This is a genomic window from Streptomyces sp. NPDC038280 (assembly GCF_055600045.1).
In genome coordinates this window covers 568,445-584,641 of the sequence record NZ_JBVJYZ010000001.1, presented here as the reverse complement: position 1 = coordinate 584,641, position 16,197 = coordinate 568,445, and the positions used below count along the sequence as shown (strand labels likewise).

The 16,197-nt window shown below is 71.1% G+C and carries 14 protein-coding genes; 3 read left to right on the top strand and 11 right to left on the bottom strand.

What is annotated here, in order from left to right; genetic code table 11:
- Nucleotides 1-137 precede the first annotated feature (137 nt).
- Together ACZ7J0_RS02530 and ACZ7J0_RS02525 are read left to right on the top strand one after the other, a co-directional pair.
- On the top strand, nt 138-1,613 hold the full coding sequence (locus tag ACZ7J0_RS02530; RefSeq protein WP_470883226.1) for an AlkA N-terminal domain-containing protein: 1,476 nt from the start codon (nt 138-140) through the stop codon (nt 1,611-1,613).
- A gap of 12 nt (nt 1,614-1,625) precedes the next feature.
- Nucleotides 1,626-2,120: a methylated-DNA--[protein]-cysteine S-methyltransferase gene (locus ACZ7J0_RS02525; protein WP_470883224.1), complete on the top strand. Its 495-nt coding sequence runs from the start codon at nt 1,626-1,628 to the stop codon at nt 2,118-2,120.
- Nucleotides 2,121-2,156: 36 nt separating this feature from the next.
- On the opposite strand, the gene ACZ7J0_RS02520 is transcribed toward ACZ7J0_RS02525, so the two are convergent.
- The 3 genes from ACZ7J0_RS02520 to ACZ7J0_RS02510 all read right to left on the bottom strand — a co-directional run bounded on the left by ACZ7J0_RS02520 (nt 2,157) and on the right by ACZ7J0_RS02510 (nt 4,950).
- Nucleotides 2,157-2,888 (bottom strand): SIR2 family NAD-dependent protein deacylase, encoded by a 732-nt coding sequence (locus ACZ7J0_RS02520; RefSeq protein ID WP_470883223.1) that lies wholly within the window; start codon nt 2,886-2,888, stop codon nt 2,157-2,159.
- Between the two features lie 339 nt (nt 2,889-3,227).
- Nucleotides 3,228-3,719, bottom strand: a complete 492-nt coding sequence (locus ACZ7J0_RS02515; RefSeq protein WP_470883221.1) for an NUDIX domain-containing protein — start codon at nt 3,717-3,719, stop codon at nt 3,228-3,230.
- A gap of 10 nt (nt 3,720-3,729) precedes the next feature.
- A complete protein-coding gene (locus ACZ7J0_RS02510; RefSeq protein ID WP_470883219.1) occupies nt 3,730-4,950 on the bottom strand; it encodes an ADP-ribosylglycohydrolase family protein in 1,221 nt (406 codons plus the stop codon).
- A 182-nt stretch (nt 4,951-5,132) separates the two neighbouring features.
- Between ACZ7J0_RS02510 and ACZ7J0_RS02505 the strand changes: the two genes are divergently transcribed.
- Nucleotides 5,133-6,287: a glycerate kinase gene (locus tag ACZ7J0_RS02505; RefSeq protein ID WP_470883217.1), complete on the top strand. Its 1,155-nt coding sequence runs from the start codon at nt 5,133-5,135 to the stop codon at nt 6,285-6,287.
- Between the two features lie 895 nt (nt 6,288-7,182).
- On the opposite strand, the gene pssA is transcribed toward ACZ7J0_RS02505, so the two are convergent.
- The 8 genes from pssA to ACZ7J0_RS02465 all read right to left on the bottom strand — a co-directional run bounded on the left by pssA (nt 7,183) and on the right by ACZ7J0_RS02465 (nt 16,126).
- Nucleotides 7,183-8,058, bottom strand: a complete 876-nt coding sequence (gene pssA / locus ACZ7J0_RS02500) for a CDP-diacylglycerol--serine O-phosphatidyltransferase (protein WP_468704812.1) — start codon at nt 8,056-8,058, stop codon at nt 7,183-7,185.
- The gene (locus tag ACZ7J0_RS02495) at nt 8,051-8,707 is read right to left on the bottom strand and encodes a phosphatidylserine decarboxylase (protein ID WP_470883215.1); all 657 of its coding nucleotides are present in this window, start codon (nt 8,705-8,707) and stop codon (nt 8,051-8,053) included. The genes pssA and ACZ7J0_RS02495 overlap by 8 nt, the downstream gene beginning before the upstream one ends.
- Nucleotides 8,708-8,873: 166 nt before the next feature.
- Nucleotides 8,874-10,079, bottom strand: a complete 1,206-nt coding sequence (locus ACZ7J0_RS02490) for an acyl-CoA dehydrogenase family protein (protein WP_468703827.1) — start codon at nt 10,077-10,079, stop codon at nt 8,874-8,876.
- 2 nt (nt 10,080-10,081) lie between these two features.
- Nucleotides 10,082-10,594, bottom strand: a complete 513-nt coding sequence (locus ACZ7J0_RS02485; protein ID WP_324974567.1) for a MaoC family dehydratase — start codon at nt 10,592-10,594, stop codon at nt 10,082-10,084.
- Between the two features lie 5 nt (nt 10,595-10,599).
- Nucleotides 10,600-11,559, bottom strand: a complete 960-nt coding sequence (locus ACZ7J0_RS02480) for an HpcH/HpaI aldolase/citrate lyase family protein (protein WP_470883213.1) — start codon at nt 11,557-11,559, stop codon at nt 10,600-10,602.
- Nucleotides 11,556-13,568: a protein meaA gene (locus ACZ7J0_RS02475; protein ID WP_470883211.1), complete on the bottom strand. Its 2,013-nt coding sequence runs from the start codon at nt 13,566-13,568 to the stop codon at nt 11,556-11,558. The genes ACZ7J0_RS02480 and ACZ7J0_RS02475 overlap by 4 nt, the downstream gene beginning before the upstream one ends.
- Nucleotides 13,569-13,577: 9 nt before the next feature.
- The gene (gene ccrA / locus ACZ7J0_RS02470; RefSeq protein ID WP_470883209.1) at nt 13,578-14,915 is read right to left on the bottom strand and encodes a crotonyl-CoA carboxylase/reductase; all 1,338 of its coding nucleotides are present in this window, start codon (nt 14,913-14,915) and stop codon (nt 13,578-13,580) included.
- Nucleotides 14,916-15,301: 386 nt separating this feature from the next.
- Nucleotides 15,302-16,126, bottom strand: a complete 825-nt coding sequence (locus ACZ7J0_RS02465) for a TetR family transcriptional regulator (protein ID WP_470883207.1) — start codon at nt 16,124-16,126, stop codon at nt 15,302-15,304.
- Nucleotides 16,127-16,197 lie beyond the last annotated feature (71 nt).

The following is a 16,197-nucleotide window of genomic DNA, read 5'->3' as shown; positions in this document are numbered from 1 at the left end:
GACCGCGCGAACGCGCAGCGAGTCCGCGCCCGTGCCCCCGTCGGCGTTTCTGCGGGCGTGAGCCGGGAGACCGGCGCTCCAGGGTTGATGTCGTTTTTTCGCCAGCCCCACCCCGGGTCGTCGTCGATGCTTGACCCATGCACACCGACACCGAGCGCTGCGTCAGAGCGGTCCAGTCCAAGGACGCCCGGTTCGACGGCGTCTTCTTCACCGCTGTCCTGACCACCCGGATCTACTGCCGACCCAGCTGCCCGGTCGTGCCGCCCAAGGCCGAGAACATGGTCTTCCACCCGAGCGCCGCCTCCTGCCAGCGCGCCGGTTTCCGCGCCTGCAAGCGGTGCCGGCCCGACACCAGCCCCGGCTCGCCGGAGTGGAACGCCCGCGCCGACGCCGTCGCCCGCGCCATGCGGCTCATCCAGGACGGAGTCGTCGACCGGGAGGGCGTACCCGGTCTGGCCGCCCGGCTCGGGTACTCCGCCCGGCAGATCGAACGGCAGCTCCTGGCGGAGCTCGGCGCCGGCCCGCTCGCCCTGGCCCGCGCCCAGCGCGCCCAGACCGCCCGGGTGCTCGTCGAGACCACGGGGCTGCAGATGGCGGAGATCGCCTTCGCCGCCGGGTTCTCCTCGATCCGCACGTTCAACGACACCGTCCGCGAGGTCTTCGCTCTCGCCCCGGGGGACCTGCGCGCCCGCGCCGCGCGCGGCACCGCGACGGCCCCCGGCACACCGGGCGTGATCACGCTGCGGCTGCCGTACCGTGCCCCGCTCAATCCCGACAACCTCTTCGGCCACCTCGCCGCGACCGCCGTGCCCGGCGTCGAGGAGTGGCGCGACGGCGCCTACCGCCGCACCCTGAACCTCCCCTACGGACACGGCATCGTCGCCCTCGCCCCGCGGCCCGACCACATCGCCTGCCGCCTGTCCCTGACCGACCCGCGCGATCTGACGATCGCCATCAGCCGCTGCCGCCGGCTGCTCGACCTGGACGCCGACCCGGTCGCCATCGACGACCGGCTGCGGGCGGACCCGCTGCTGGCGCCCCTCGTCGACAAGGCACCGGGCAGGCGGGTGCCGCGTACCGTCGATGCCGCCGAGTTCGCCGTACGGGCCGTGCTCGGCCAGCAGGTGTCGACGGCCGCGGCCCGCACCCACGCGGCCCGGCTGGTCACGGCGCACGGCGTCCCCGTCGAGGACTCCGAGGGCGGGCTCACTCATCTCTTCCCGACCCCACAGGCGCTGGCCGCCCTCGACCCCGAGTCGCTGGCCCTGCCGCGCAGCCGCCGCACCACCCTGCTCACCCTCGTCGAGGCGCTGGCCGACGGGTCACTCCGGCTCGGCGTCGACAGCGACTGGGAGGAGGCCCGCGCCCGGCTCTTCACCCTCCCCGGCTTCGGCCCCTGGACGGTGGAGGTGATCGCGATGCGGGCCCTCGGCGACCCGGACGCGTTCCTTCCGTCCGACCTCGGCGTCCGCCGAGCGGCCGGCGGTCTCGGCCTGCCGTCCACCCCGGCAGCGCTCACGGGCCGCGCGGCGGCGTGGAGGCCCTGGCGGGCGTACGCCGTCCAGTACCTCTGGGCGACGGACAGCCACCCCATCAACCACCTCCCCCTGTAAGGAAGTTCAGAGATGTCCCGCCAGTACACGGTCGTCGGCAGCCCCTACGGCCCCCTGACCCTCGTCGCCACGGACGGGGTCCTGAGCGGCCTCTACATGGTGGCCCAGCGCCACCGCCCCGCCGAGGAGACCTTCGGGGACCCGGACCCGGGCCCCTTCCCGGAGGTGATCCGCCAGCTCGACGCCTACTTCGCCGGTGAGCTACGGGACTTCGACCTGCCGCTCCACCTCGACGGCACCGACTTCCAGCGCCGCGTCTGGGAACAGCTCCGGGCGATCCCGTACGGCGAGACCCGCTCCTACGGTGAACTCGCCGACGGCCTCGGCAGCCCCGGGGCCTCCCGCGCGGTCGGCCTCGCCAACGGCAAGAACCCCATCGGCATCATCGTGCCGTGCCACCGCGTCATCGGCGCGAGCGGCGGCCTCACCGGCTACGGAGGCGGGCTCGACCGCAAGCAGCGCCTGCTCGCCTTCGAGAGCGGGGCGCCGGAGGACGCCCTCTTCTAACGCCGCGCCCTCTTCCACGCCCCCGTCCCGCGTGGCCTACCGTCCTGTTGCGCGCAGCCGTTCCAGCAGAGCGGGCAGCGAGGTGCCGATCGGTTCGCGGACGATCTCGGCGGCGCGGTCGTCGTAGGGCGTCGGCTGGGCGTTGACGACGATCAGGCGGGCGCCGTTGTCGGCCGCGATGCCCGCGAGGGAGGCGGCCGGCTGGACCTGCAGGCTCGTGCCGACGGCGAGGAAGACCTCGGCGGCCTTCGCGATCGACAGCGCCTCGCCGAGAACGACCGGGTCGAGCCGCTGTCCGAACATCACCGTCGCCGACTTGAGGATCCCCCCGCACGCCAGGCACGCCGGATCCTCCTCGCCCGCCGCGACCCGGGCCAGCGCGTCCGTCATCGGGGAACGCGCGTGACAGCCGGTGCAGACCACCGTGCGTGCCGTGCCGTGGAGTTCGAGGACCTTTCGGTCGGGAAGGCCCGCGAGCTGGTGGAGGCCGTCGACGTTCTGGGTGATCACCCGCACGGCGACGCCCGGCGCCTTGTCCAGCTCGGCGATGGCCCGGTGCGCGGCGTTCGGCTCGGCGCGCAGCGCCTTGCTGTCGCGCCGCATCCGCCAGGCACGGCGCCGGATCTCCGGGTCGGCCATGTAGAAGTCGTACGTGACGAGCTTCTCGGCCTCCGGGTCACGCCGCCACAGCCCGTCCGGCCCGCGGTAGTCGGGAATGCCGGAGTCCGTGGAGATGCCGGCGCCGCTGAGGATGGCGACGAGAGTCATGCGGGGAGCGTATGCAGCGGGGTGCGGCACCGCGAGCCGATTAACGGGGGCGGCTGGCCCTCCGTCGGAGCGACGCGGGGTGGGGGCCGGGGTGGCTGGGCCCTGGTGTCGCAATGGGGCGTCGGGGTCGGGCGGCCGGTCCCGAACGGGGCGCCGGGGCCGGCGCGGCTGAAGCCGTCCGGGAGTGAGCGCCGGGGCGGCGCGGGGCAGCCTCGACGGAGTGGCGCCCGGGGGCGGGTGGGCGAACCGGGTCCGAACGGGGCGCCGGGGCCGGGCGGCCGGTCCCGCGCCGCCGACGCGGTCGCCCGAGGGCTTGAGGGCGAAGGCGGCGCCCGCGAGTCAGCGCGGCGGGTGGCCGTTCTCCAGCTCGACGGCGCCGGCGCCCGTGTCCAGCGCGTCGAGCGCGGCCAGGACGCGGCGCCCCATGGCGGGGAGCAGGTAGTCGGTGACCTCCTCGCGCGCCACCAGCTTCCAGGACAGGAGCTCGTCCTCCTGCAGCCGGATCGCCGTGAGCCGCTCCTCGTCGAGCACGCCGCCGTCGTAGACGTACGCGGCGAGCGGCGGCCGGGACGCTCCCGGAACCCAGTCGACGGCGAGCAGCCGGCCCAGCTCCACGTCCAGGCCGATCTCCTCCGCCGTCTCGCGCCGGGCCGCCTGACGCGGGGTCTCGCCCCGGTCGGACTCGATCGTGCCGCCCGGCAGCGTCCAGCCCTCCCGGTAGTTCGGCTCGACGAGCAGGACGCGACCCTCCGCGTCCCGGAAGAGGGCGGCGGCGCCGGCCAGGACGCGGGGCAGCCCCGCGATGTACGTGGCGTAATCGGTGGTCGTCACACCCGGCACCCTAGCCGGGCGCCGCCGCCGCGACGGCCAACCGCAGTGTCCGCTCGGCCAGTTCACTGATCCGTACCCCGTCGAAGCCGAACACCGCACTGCGCACGCGGTCCTCCAGGGGGTCCGTCCACTGGGCGGGGATCGCCGACGCGCCACACAGCACCCCCGCCACGGAGCCCGCAGTCGCACCGTTGGAGTCGGTGTCCAGGCCGCCGCGCACGGTCAGCGCGATGGACCGGGTGAAGTCGCCCTCCCCGTACAGCAGCCCGGCGGTGATCACGGCGGCGTTCGGGACGACGTGGATCCAACCGAGCCGGCCCGTCTCCTCCGCCAGCTCCACTAGGGTGTCGGACCACGCGACCCCCGCGTCGTACAGCGCGACCGTGTGCCGAACCGTCCTGGCGAGGCGGCTGCTCGCCGGGATCCGCTCCAGGGCCGTCTCGATCGCGGCGCGCGGGCCGGGGGCGGTGAAGGCGGCGGCCACCAGGGAGGCGGCCCACATCGCGCCGTAGACGCCGTTGCCGGTGTGGGAGAGCACCGCGTCCCGCCGGGCCAGCGCGGCGGCGCGACGGGGGTCGCCGGGGGAGGTCCAGCCGAAGACGTCGGCCCGGATGAGCGCGCCGATCCACTCCTGGTACGGATTGTCGTACGTGGCGGTGACCGGGGGACGCAGACCGTTCGCGAGATTGCGGTAGGCGGCGCGCTCGGCGGTGAAGGTCTGCCGGTAGGGCAGGCACAGCAGCCACAACTGGCCCAGTTGCTCGGTGGTGAAACCGAAGCCGTGCGTCTCCAGCAGGTGCAGGCCGAGGATCGCGTAGTCGACGTCGTCGTCGCGGGCGCTGCCGTGGATGCGGCCCCGCACGCACTCGGGCCACTCGGGCCGCAGCTCGAAGCCCGTCGCGCCGGGCGGGGGAGGGGGGATGTAGTCGGTCAGGGGGAGCGCGTCGGTGAGGCGCAGATAGCGGTCGATGCGGTCGGGGGTCCAGTAGTCACCGCGCTCGACGGGTTTGCCGAGCATGTTCCCGGCGATACGGCCGCTCCAGCCGCCGAGGATCCGGTCCGCGAGGGCGGCGCCCCGGGGCACGCCCTCCTTGGCCTCGCCGGCCTCCGGCGCCCAGTCCTCCGGTACGGCGTCGGGCGCACCGTCCTCGGGCACCCAGTCCTCCGGGTCATGGCCGTCCGGCGTCCGTACGGGCGTCCGTACGGGGTGGTCCGTCGTGTGTGGGCCCATACATCCGGTCTACCGAAAGAACGGCGGTGGCGCTCGGTGGCTCGCTTTGATCGATCAGTCCTGTGGTCATTTCGTCCTCCTTTGGAGAGGAATATCGGTCTATGAGGGGGTGGCACGTGGTCTGACGGTACGGATAGGGTCTGCCTCGGCGCGACTGCCTGTTCGAAAGCAAGGGATGCAAGGTGACGGACGGAGCAGTAACTGAGGTCGCACGCGTGCTCGTCGCGGCCGACAAGTTCAAGGGCTCGCTCACGGCCGTACAGGTCGCGGAGCGGGTCACCGAAGGTCTGCGACGGGTCGTCCCGGAGCTCGAAGTGGAGACATTGCCCGTCGCGGACGGCGGCGACGGCACCGTCGCGGCGGCGGTCGCGGCCGGTTTCGAACGCCGGGAGGTACGGGTCACCGGGCCGCTCGGCGAGCCGGTGACGGCCGCGTACGCCCTGCGGGACGGCACGGCGGTCGTCGAGATGGCGGAGGCGTCGGGCCTCCAGCTGCTGCCCCCCGGGGTCTTCGCGGCGCTGACGTCGACGACGTACGGCTCCGGTGAGCTGCTGCGCGCGGCGCTGGACGCGGGGGCCCGCACGATCGTCTTCGGCGTCGGCGGCAGCGCGACGACGGACGGCGGGGCCGGCATGCTGGCCGCGCTGGGCGCGCGGTTCCTGACGGCGGACGGCGAGCCGGTCGGTCCCGGCGGCGGCGGCCTGCGGGAGCTCGCCACGGCCGACCTCAGCGGCCTCGACCCCCGTTTCGCGGACGTCGACCTGGTTCTCGCCAGCGACGTGGACAACCCGCTGACCGGCCCGAAGGGCGCGCCGGCCGTCTACGGCCCGCAGAAGGGCGCCTCGCCCGAGGACGTCGAGACCCTCGACGCGGCGCTCTCGCACTTCGTGACGGTGCTGGAGAAGGCCATCGGGCCCAAGGCGGCGGAGTGCGCGGTGGCGCCGGGCGCGGGTGGCGCGGGCGGCATCGGGTACGGCGCCCTCGTCGGCCTCGGCGCGAGCTTCCGTCCCGGCATCGAGCTGATGCTGGACGTGCTGGGCTTCGCGCCGGCGCTGGAGCGGGCGACGCTCGTCATCACCGGCGAGGGTTCCCTGGACGAGCAGACCCTCCACGGAAAGGCCCCGGCGGGTGTCGCCGCGGCGGCCCGTGCGGCGGGCAAGGAGGTGGTCGCGGTCTGCGGCCGCCTGGCCCTCCCGAAGGAGGCCCTGAGCGAGGCGGGCATCCGGCGCGCCTACCCGCTGACGGACCTGGAACCGGACACGGCGAAGTGCATCGCGAACGCGGGCCCGCTGCTGGAGCAGGTGGCGTCGAACATCGCGGGCGACTTCCTGGCGTAGCGGTGCGGGCGGGGCGGGGCTTTTCCCCCACCCCGCCCCTTCCCGAACCCCTGGCCGGGGGCAGCCCACGGCGCTGCGCACCGCAGAAGGCCCTTCGGGCACCAGGCCCGGACGCCGCGCCGGACCGCCCAGCCCCGGCCGACGGCCGGACCCTTTGGCCCGGCACGCCGCGTCCGGACCGTCCGGCCGGGACGCCGCCCTGCACCGCCCAGCCCCGGCCGGCCGGAGGCCGCGAGGCGCCCCGTCCGGGCCCCCGGATCTTTGGCCCGGCACGCCGGCTCCGGACCGCGCAGCCCAGCCCGGCCGACGGCCGCCAGGCGCCGCGTTACCACCGCCGCCCGCATAGCCGTGTGGGACGTCGCAGCCTCCGGGCGACTGCGGCGGCCGCAGGGCGCCTGGACCGGTGCCCCGCCGAGCTGCGCGCGTTGCGGGCGGCCGCAGCCCTGCCCGGCCGCGCGCCTGAGCGAACCGCTGCCCCCGGTGAGCGCCACGCCCGCGTGCCCGCCTGCCGGACGGCGCGGCCCCGCTGCCGGCAGGCGGCGGCCCCCCGTGCCCAGCTGCCGGACAACGCGGCCCCCGCTGCCGGCAGGCGGCGGACCGCGCCTCCGAGCCGCGCTCCGCCGCTGGTGTGCCCCAGCGGCCCGCAGGCCGCCTCGGCCCCCGTATCCCCGACGAGACGCGCCCTCGCCTCCACGTAGGCGGTCCCGGCGTCCGGGCGCCTCCGGCGGCGCCTCCCCGCCGAGCCGCGCCCCACGGGCCTCGTGGGTGACCACGGCCTCCGGCGTCCGCCCCAAACCCAGAACCAGGCGCCCCCGGGGCGCACCGTGCCCCAGGCATGCCGAAGGGCCCGGGGCGGTTGTCCGCGCCCGGGCCCTTCGGTTGGTTGTCGCCGCCCTTACGGCAGCTGCGCTGCCCTCGCCTCCGCGCGGGCTTCGCGCGTTTCGCGGCGGTTGCCGCGGAAGGTGTTCACCCGGCGGGCCGTCGCGAAGAGCGGGATCACCGCGCCCATGACCACCTGCAGCGCGCAGCCGGTCTGGAGCAGGATCTGTCCGCCCGGAGCGTCGAACGCCCAGGCCGCCAGCATGCCCATCGCTCCGACGATCCAGCCGAGCATCGCCACCGCGAGGACACCCCGCGGCTTGGGGTACTCGACCCGGCTCACCATCAGCCAGGCCACTCCGATGATCGCGAGCAGCGTCGGGATGAACGGCAGCTCGAGGAGCACGATCGAGACGACGGTGAGCGCGCCGAACGGGCTCGGCATGCCCTGGAACATGCCGTCCTTCATCGTCACGCACGAGAATCTCGCCAGTCGCAGCACCACCGCCAGCAGCACCACGATCGCGGCCACCGCCGACACCTTCTGCTGAGCGTCGTCGGCGACCATCCCGTACACCAGGACGAAGTACGCGGGGGCCAGACCGAAGCTGATCAGGTCCGACAGGTTGTCCAGCTCCGCACCCATCGGCGAGCTGCGCAGCTTGCGGGCCACGAGTCCGTCGAACAGGTCGAAGATCGCCGCGCACAGCATCAGGATCACGGCGGTGGCGGCGCTGTTGCGCGCCATGCCGGATTCGTTGCTGCCCGTGAGGTGCGGGATGAGGATTCCGGTGGTGGTGAAGTACACCGCCATGAATCCGCAGGTCGCGTTACCGAGCGTGAGGGTGTCCGCTATCGACAGCCGCAGCGAGAGAGGCATCTCCTCGACGGCGTCCGCCGACTCGGCCTCGGCCTCGGCCACCCAGCCGGCCTGAGTCTCGGGATCAATCACGGTCAATTCGAGTCACCCCCGCGGTCGTGGTCTGACCGACCTCGACAGCGACGTCGACACCTTCCGGAAGGTAGATGTCAACGCGCGATCCGAAACGGATCAGTCCGATGCGCTCGCCCTGCTCGACCTTCGTCCCCTGCGGGAGGTACGGCACGATGCGCCGGGCGACGGCGCCCGCGATCTGCACCATCTCGATGTCGCCGAGCTCGGTGTCGAAGTGCCAGACAACGCGCTCGTTGTTCTCGCTCTCCTTGTTGAACGCCGGAACGAAGCCGCCGGGCACGTGCTCGACGGACGTCACCGTGCCCGCGAGGGGCGCGCGGTTGACGTGGACGTTCAGCGGGCTCATGAAGATGGCGACCCGGGTGCGCCCGTCCTTCCACGGCATGATGCTCTGCACGACGCCGTCGGCGGGCGAGATCACCCGGCCCTGAGCGATCTCACGCTCGGGGTCGCGGAAGAACCACAGCATGCCCGCCGCCAGAGCGGTGGCGGGCACGGCGATGGCCGCGGCACGCTTGGAACGGCGCGCACGGGCAAGGCTGAGTGCTGCGGTGGCGACGGTCGGCAGGAGCCACGGCGATGCTCCGCGCGCGAGGCGTACGCCGACACGGCTGTCGCGAGGTGCAGAGGTTTGGCTGTGGGGCATGGATGACCTTCGTAGCGGATGATGCCGCACTGGCGGGGGACGGCGGCTTTCGGGCGATGCTATCGGTTGCGGGCCGCAACTGGGCAAGCCAGAAGCCGAGTCGACGGCCGGAAGAAGATGACAGGGTGTGATCTTCTTCGCGGCCAAACCGACCCAAATGCGACAATCAACCCTGGAATCGGTACTCCTCGAGCAGCCGACGACCAATGATCATTTTCTGGATCTCGGCGGTACCTTCACCGATGAGCAGCATCGGAGCCTCTCGGTAGAGGCGCTCGATCTCGTACTCCTTCGAGAACCCGTATCCGCCATGAATGCGGAACGCGTCCTCCACGACTTCCTTGCAGTATTCGGAGGCGAGGTACTTCGCCATCCCCGCTTCGAGGTCGTTTCGTTCCCCGGAGTCCTTTTTGCGCGCTGCGTTCACCATCATCGCATGAGCGGCCTCGACCTTGGTAGCCATTTCGGCCAACTTGAACTGGATCGCCTGGTGCTGCGCGATCGCCTTGCCGAAAGTGTGACGCTGCTGGGCATAGGAGACACCCAGTTCAAAGGCACGCTGAGCGACGCCGCAGCCACGGGCCGCGACATTCACGCGGCCGACCTCGACACCGTCCATCATTTGGTAAAACCCTCGGCCAGTGGTGCCGCCAAGGACGCGATTGGCCGGAATGCGCAGTCCGTCCATGATGAGTTCGGTGGTGTCGACCCCCTTGTAACCCATCTTGTCGATCTTCCCGGGAATGGTGAGGCCGGGGCGGACCTCTCCGAAGCCGGGCTCCTTCTCGACGAGGAAGGTCGTCATCGACTTGTGCGGGGCGGTGCCCTCGGGGTGGCCTTCGTCACTTCGGACGAGAACGGCGACGAGCGTTGACGTTCCGCCGTTCGTGAGCCACATCTTCTGGCCGTTCAGGACGTACTCGTCGCCGTCCTTGACCGCCTTGGACGTGATCGCCGACACATCGGAGCCGAGAGCCGGCTCCGACATCGAGAACGCGCCCCGCACCTCGCCCGCCGCCATCCGCGGCAGGAAGGTGTCCTTCTGCTCCTGCGTGCCGTGCTGCTTGAGCATGTACGCCACGATGAAGTGCGTGTTGATGATGCCGGAGACCGACATCCAGCCCCGGGCGATCTCCTCCACGCACAGCGCGTAGGTGAGCAGCGACTCACCCAGGCCCCCGTACTCCTCGGGGATCATCAGACCGAAGACACCGAGCTCCTTGAGCCCGTCCACGATGTCCTGGGGGTACTCGTCGCGGTGCTCCAGCTCCGTCGCGACAGGGATGATCTCCTTGTCGACGAACTCCCGGACGGTGGACAGGATCTCCTGCTGCACATCGGTCAGACCGTGGGTCTGGGCGAGTCGCGCCATGACTACTTCTCCTGCGCCTTGAGTTCCGGGCGGCCGGGCTGCTCGCCGCCGCGCTCCTTGATGTACGTCTCGGTGGGGACCATCACCTTGCGGCGGAACACGCAGACCAGCGTGCCGTCCTGCTTGTAGCCCTTGGTCTCGACGTAGACGATGCCGCGGTCGCTCTTCGACCTCGACGGCGTCTTGTCGAGCACGGTCGTCTCGCCGTAGATGGTGTCGCCGTGGAAGGTCGGCGCCACGTGCTTCAGCGACTCGATCTCCAGGTTGGCGATGGCCTTGCCGGAGACGTCCGGCACCGACATGCCGAGGAGCAGCGAGTAGATGTAGTTGCCGACGACGACGTTCTTCCCGAAGTCGGTCGTCTTCTCCGCATAGTTGGTGTCCATGTGGAGCGGGTGGTGGTTCATCGTCAGCAGGCAGAAGAGGTGGTCGTCGTACTCGGTGACCGTCTTTCCGGGCCAGTGCTTGTAGACGGCGCCGACTTCGAACTCTTCGTAGGTGCGGCCGAACTGCATGGTCCTCAGGCCTCCGGGATCTCGAACTTGGTGGTGCGCCGCATACCGGCGGCGCGGCCCTTGCCGGAGATGACCAGGGCCATCTTGCGGCTGGCCTCGTCGATCATCTCGTCGCCGAGCATCGCGGAGCCCTTCTTGCCGCCGGCCTCGGACGTGTAGTAGTCGTACGCGTCCAGGATCAGCTCGGCGTGGTCGAAGTCCTCCTGCGACGGCGAGAAGATCTCGTTCGCCGCGGCGACCTGGTCCGGGTGCAGCACCCACTTGCCGTCGAACCCGAGGGCGGCGGCGCGGCGCGCGACGGCCTTGTAGCCCTCCTGGTTGCGGATCTGCAGGTAGGGGCCGTCGATCGCCTGGAGGTTGTTGGCGCGGGCGGCCATCAGGATCTTCATCAGGATGTAGTGGTACGCGTCGGCGTCGTAGCCGGGCGGCTGCTCACCGACGACCAGGGACTTCATGTTGATGGAGGCCATGAAGTCGGCCGGGCCGAAGATGATCGTCTCGACGCGCGGGGAGGCCTGCGCGATCGCGTTGACGTTGTTGAGGCCCTGGGCGTTCTCGATCTGCGCCTCGATGCCGATCTTGCCGATCTCGAAGCCCATGGTCTTCTCGATCTGCGTCAGGAGCAGGTCGAGCGCCACGATCTGCTGGGCGTCCTGGACCTTCGGCAGCATGATGCAGTCGAGGTTCTGGCCGGCGCCCTCGACGACGGTGACGACATCGCGGTACGTCCACTCGGTCGTCCAGTCGTTGACCCGTACGACACGCGTCTTGCCGGCCCAGTCGCCCTCGTTGAGGAACTTCACGATCGTGTGCCGCGCCTCGGGCTTGGCGAGCGGCGCGCAGGCGTCCTCCAGGTCCAGGAAGACCTGGTCGGCCGGCAGGCCCTGCGCCTTTTCGAGGAAGCGCGGGTTGGAGCCGGGGACCGCCAGACAGGAGCGGCGCGGGCGGAGACGGTTGACCGTCATGCGGGGACCTCCAGAGGGTCGAGCTTGTTCGCTGTGCGGATCTCGTCGACGATACGGCCGATGATCTCCGTGATACCGAAGTCCTTCGGGGTGAAGACGGCGGCCACACCCGCGCGCTTCAGATCTGCGGCGTCGGCGTTCGGAATGATCCCGCCGACGATGACCGGAATGTCGGTGGCTCCCGCCTCGCGCAGCCGGCCCAGCACGTCCGGCACCAGCTCGGCGTGCGAGCCGGAGAGGATGGACAGGCCGACGCAGTGCACGTCCTCCGCCAGAGCGGCGTTGACGATCTGCTCGGGGGTCAGCCGGATGCCCTGGTAGACCACCTCGAAACCGGCGTCCCGGGCGCGTACGGCGATCTGCTCGGCGCCGTTGGAGTGCCCGTCGAGACCGGGCTTGCCGACCAGCAGACGCAGCCGCCCGGAGCCGAGCTCCTCGGCGGTGCGCGTCACCTTCTCGCGTACGGCGGCCAGCGGCGTGCCCGCCTCGGCGGTGACGGCGACCGGGGCCGACGACACCCCCGTGGGAGCGCGGAACTCGCCGAACACGTCCCGCAGCGCCCACGACCACTCGCCGGTGGTGACGCCCGCCCGGGCGCACTCCACGGTGGCCTCGAAGAGGTTGCCCTCACCGGCGGCCGTCGCCTTCAGCGCGGCCAGCGCCTCCTGCGCACGGGACTCGTCGCGGTTGTCGCGCCACTCGTGCAGCTTGGCGACCACCCGGGCCTCGTTCGCCGGGTCGACCGTCATGATCGCCGTGTCGAGGTCCGCGGTGAGCGGGTTCTCCTCGGTCGTCTCGAAGATGTTGACGCCGACGATCTTCTCGTCGCCCGCCTCGATCCGGGCCCGCCGCTCGGCGTGCGAGGAGACCAGCTGCGACTTGAGGTAGCCGGACTCGACGGCGGCCATCGCGCCGCCCATCTCCTGGATCCGGTCGATCTCCGCGAGGCACTCGGTGACCAGGGCGCTCACCTTGGCCTCGATGACGTGGGATCCCTCGAAGATGTCCTCGTACTCCAGCAGGTCCGACTCGTGCGCCAGGACCTGCTGGATGCGCAGCGACCACTGCTGGTCCCAGGGCCGGGGAAGCCCCAGCGCCTCGTTCCAGGCGGGGAGCTGGACGGCCCGGGCACGGGCGTCCTTGGAGAGGGTCACGGCCAGCATCTCGAGGACGATGCGCTGGACGTTGTTCTCCGGCTGCGCCTCGGTCAGACCGAGCGAGTTGACCTGGACGCCGTAGCGGAAGCGGCGCTGCTTCTCGTTCTCGATGCCGTACCGCTCGCGGGTGACCTTGTCCCAGATGCGGCCGAAGGCGCGCATCTTGCACATCTCCTCGACGAAGCGGACGCCCGCGTTCACGAAGAAGGAGATCCGGGCGACGACATCGCCGAAGCGGTCCTCCGGGACCTGCCCGGAGGCGCGGACCGCGTCGAGTACGGCGATGGCCGTGGACATCGCGTACGAGATCTCCTGGACCGGAGTGGCCCCCGCCTCCTGCAGGTGGTAGCTGCAGATGTTGATCGGGTTCCACTTCGGGATGTGGTTCACCGTGTAGGTGATCATGTCCGTCGTGAGGCGCAGCGACGGGCCGGGCGGGAAGACGTGCGTCCCGCGCGACAGGTACTCCTTCACGATGTCGTTCTGCGTGGTGCCCTGGAGCCTGGTGATGTCCGCACCCTGCTCCTCGGCGACCACCTGATAGAGCGCCAGCAGCCACATGGCGGTGGCGTTGATGGTCATCGAGGTGTTCATCTGCTCCAGGGGGATGTCCTGGAACAGCCGCCGCATGTCACCGAGATGCGAGACCGGGACACCGACCCGGCCCACCTCGCCGCGGGCGAGGATGTGGTCGGGGTCGTAGCCGGTCTGCGTCGGCAGGTCGAACGCGACCGACAGGCCGGTCTGACCCTTGGCGAGGTTACGCCGGTAGAGCTCGTTCGACGCCTCGGCGGTCGAGTGACCGGCGTACGTCCGCATGAGCCACGGCCGGTCCTTCTGACGCTCTGTCATGTGTGGGCCTCAGATGTTGCGGAAGCGGTTGATGGCGTCGATGTGCTTGTCGCGCAGCTCCTGGTCGCGCACGCCCATGCCCTCGCGGGGCGCCAGCGCCAGGACGCCGACCTTGCCCTGGTGCAGATTGCGGTGGACGTCATACGCGGCCTGGCCGGTGTCCTCCAGGGAGTAGACCTTGGAGAGCGTCGGGTGGATCTTGCCCTTGGCGACCAGCCGGTTCGCCTCCCAGGCCTCGCGGTAGTTGGCGAAGTGCGAGCCGATGATCCGCTTGAGCGACATCCACAGGTAGCGGTTGTCGTACTCGTGGTTGTAGCCGGAGGTCGAGGCGCAGGTCACGATGGTGCCGCCCTTGCGGGTGACGTAGACGCTCGCGCCGAAGGTCTCGCGGCCCGGGTGCTCGAAGACGATGTCCACGTCCTCGCCGCCGGTGAGCTCGCGGATGCGCTTGCCGAAGCGCTTCCACTCCTTCGGGTCCTGGGTGTGCTCGTCCTTCCAGAACTTGTAGTCCTCGGCGTTGCGGTCGATGATCGCCTCGGCGCCCATCGCGCGGCAGATGTCCGCCTTCTGGGGGCTGGAGACGACACAGATCGGGTTGGCGCCGCCGGCCAGGGCGAACTGGGTGGCGTACGAGCCGAGGCCGCCGCTCGCTCCCCAGATCAGGACGTTGTCGCCCTGCTTCATTCCGGCGCCGTTGCGCGAGACCAGCTGGCGGTACGCGGTGGAGTTGACCAGGCCGGGCGCCGCCGCCTCCTCCCAGGAGAGGTGGTCAGGCTTCGGCATCAGCTGGTTCGACTTGACGAGCGCGATCTCGGCGAGGCCGCCGAAGTTGGTCTCGAAGCCCCAGATCCGCTGCTCGGGGTCGAGCATCGTGTCGTTGTGGCCGTCGCTCGACTCGAGCTCGACGGACAGGCAGTGCGCGACGACCTCGTCGCCGGGCTTCCAGGCGTTGACGCCCGGGCCGGTGCGCAGGACGACGCCCGCGAGGTCGGAGCCGATGATGTGGTACGGCAGGTCGTGACGCTTGGTGAGGTCGGAGAGCTTTCCGTAGCGCTCCAGGAACCCGAAGGTCGACACCGGCTCGAAGATGGAGGTCCAGACCGAGTTGTAGTTCACAGAGCTGGCCATGACCGCCACCAGGGCCTCGCCCGGGCCGAGCTCCGGCAGCGGCACGTCGTCGAGGTGCAGGGACTTGCGCGGGTCCTTCTCGCGGCTGGGGAGACCGGCGAACATCTCGGCCTCGTCCTTGTGCACGGTCACCGCGCGGTACGAGTCGGGAAGCGGCAGAGCGGCGAAGTCGGCGGACGTGGCGTCCGGCGACTGGATCGCGTCCAGGATTTCCTTCACGGTATTGCCTCCGGCGATGCGCGTTCTTTGAGGGTGGACCTCTCCGCGGAGAGGGCGGTGCTGTGTGTGGAGGTGTGCCGTCGGTTTCGGCGGGTGGTGCGTGGCAGCGCGGGTGGCGCGGGAGGTTGCCTGTGACGCAGGCGTCCGGGCGCACAATCACGATGGCTTGTGGGGACAGCCGGCGCACGAGATGGACTCGGCGCGCCGGCCGCCCGGACAACATCAACGTATGGCACGCCGTGTCACCTGGCAAGGCACTGGGTGCCAACAATTTCACTCAGATGCAATCCGCTGGTCACACATGAGCGATGATCGATCGAATGGCAGGTCAGGGCGTACGAAAACGGCCGGCCCCGCGGGGGGCCGGCCGTCGTAGTGAGGGTGTGTCAGTTCGCCTTGAGGGCCTGCTGGATGGTGCGCATGACCTCGTCGAGCGGGGCGTCGGTGCGGGCCACGGCGACCAGGACCTCGCCCTCCACGGACGCGGTGGCGGCGCCCGCGGAGCCGGCCGGGGAGGTCTGGCCCGTGGCCGGGCGGCCGGCGCCTATGCCCGATCCGAAGGTCTCCCGCACGATGGCGAAGGCGTGGTCCAGTTGGCTCTCCACGTCGCCCTGGCCGCCCGCCCTCAGCCAGCGTCGCAGCACATGGTTGTGGGCGGTGACCACCGCGGAGGCGGCCACCTCGGCCAGCAGCGGGTCGTCATTGCCGTCGTGGTGGTCGCGCTCGTCGAAGTGGCCCAGCAGATAGCGGGTGAACAGCCGCTCGTAGCGGGCCACCGAGGCGATCTCACGCTCCCGGAGCGTGGGCACCTCACGGGTGAGGCGATAGCGCTCCACCGAGACCGCGGGCGACGCCGCGTACATCTTCATGACTTCCTTGATGCCCCGGCAGACGGTGTCCAGCGGGTGCTCGTGCGCCGGCGCGGCGTTCAGGACCGCCTCGGCGCGCACCAGGGTGTCGTCGTGGTCCGGGAAGATCGCCTCTTCCTTCGACCGGAAGTGCCGGAAGAAGGTCCGGCGGGCCACCCCGGCGGTCGCGGCGATCTCGTCGACCGTCGTCGCCTCGTAGCCCTTGGTCGCGAAGAGCTCCATGGCCGCCGTCGCCAGCTCGCGGCGCATTTTGAGCCGCTGGGCGGCCGCGCGCGTGCTCGCGGCACTTTCCGGCGCGTCGGGCGGGGGCGTGGCACGGGGTGTCTTGGCGGGCTGGGACATGACCTGAACGTACTGCATCCGTGCAGGAGACCGCTCCTGCGGGGGAGGGCCGCCCGAAGGTCCGAGCAGCC

What these genes read in the sequence shown, in the direction of transcription:
- ACZ7J0_RS02530 (WP_470883226.1), top strand. Translation starts at nt 138, where the DNA reads ATGCACACCGACACCGAGCGCTGCGTCAGAGCGGTCCAGTCCAAGGAC.
- ACZ7J0_RS02525 (WP_470883224.1), top strand. Translation starts at nt 1,626, where the DNA reads ATGTCCCGCCAGTACACGGTCGTCGGCAGCCCCTACGGCCCCCTGACC.
- ACZ7J0_RS02520 (WP_470883223.1), bottom strand. Translation starts at nt 2,888, where the DNA reads ATGACTCTCGTCGCCATCCTCAGCGGCGCCGGCATCTCCACGGACTCC.
- ACZ7J0_RS02510 (WP_470883219.1), bottom strand. Translation starts at nt 4,950, where the DNA reads ATGGGCCCACACACGACGGACCACCCCGTACGGACGCCCGTACGGACG.
- ACZ7J0_RS02495 (WP_470883215.1), bottom strand. Translation starts at nt 8,707, where the DNA reads ATGCCCCACAGCCAAACCTCTGCACCTCGCGACAGCCGTGTCGGCGTA.
- ACZ7J0_RS02490 (WP_468703827.1), bottom strand. Translation starts at nt 10,079, where the DNA reads ATGGCGCGACTCGCCCAGACCCACGGTCTGACCGATGTGCAGCAGGAG.
- ACZ7J0_RS02485 (WP_324974567.1), bottom strand. Translation starts at nt 10,594, where the DNA reads ATGCAGTTCGGCCGCACCTACGAAGAGTTCGAAGTCGGCGCCGTCTAC.
- ACZ7J0_RS02480 (WP_470883213.1), bottom strand. Translation starts at nt 11,559, where the DNA reads ATGACGGTCAACCGTCTCCGCCCGCGCCGCTCCTGTCTGGCGGTCCCC.
- ACZ7J0_RS02475 (WP_470883211.1), bottom strand. Translation starts at nt 13,568, where the DNA reads ATGACAGAGCGTCAGAAGGACCGGCCGTGGCTCATGCGGACGTACGCC.
- ACZ7J0_RS02465 (WP_470883207.1), bottom strand. Translation starts at nt 16,126, where the DNA reads ATGTCCCAGCCCGCCAAGACACCCCGTGCCACGCCCCCGCCCGACGCG.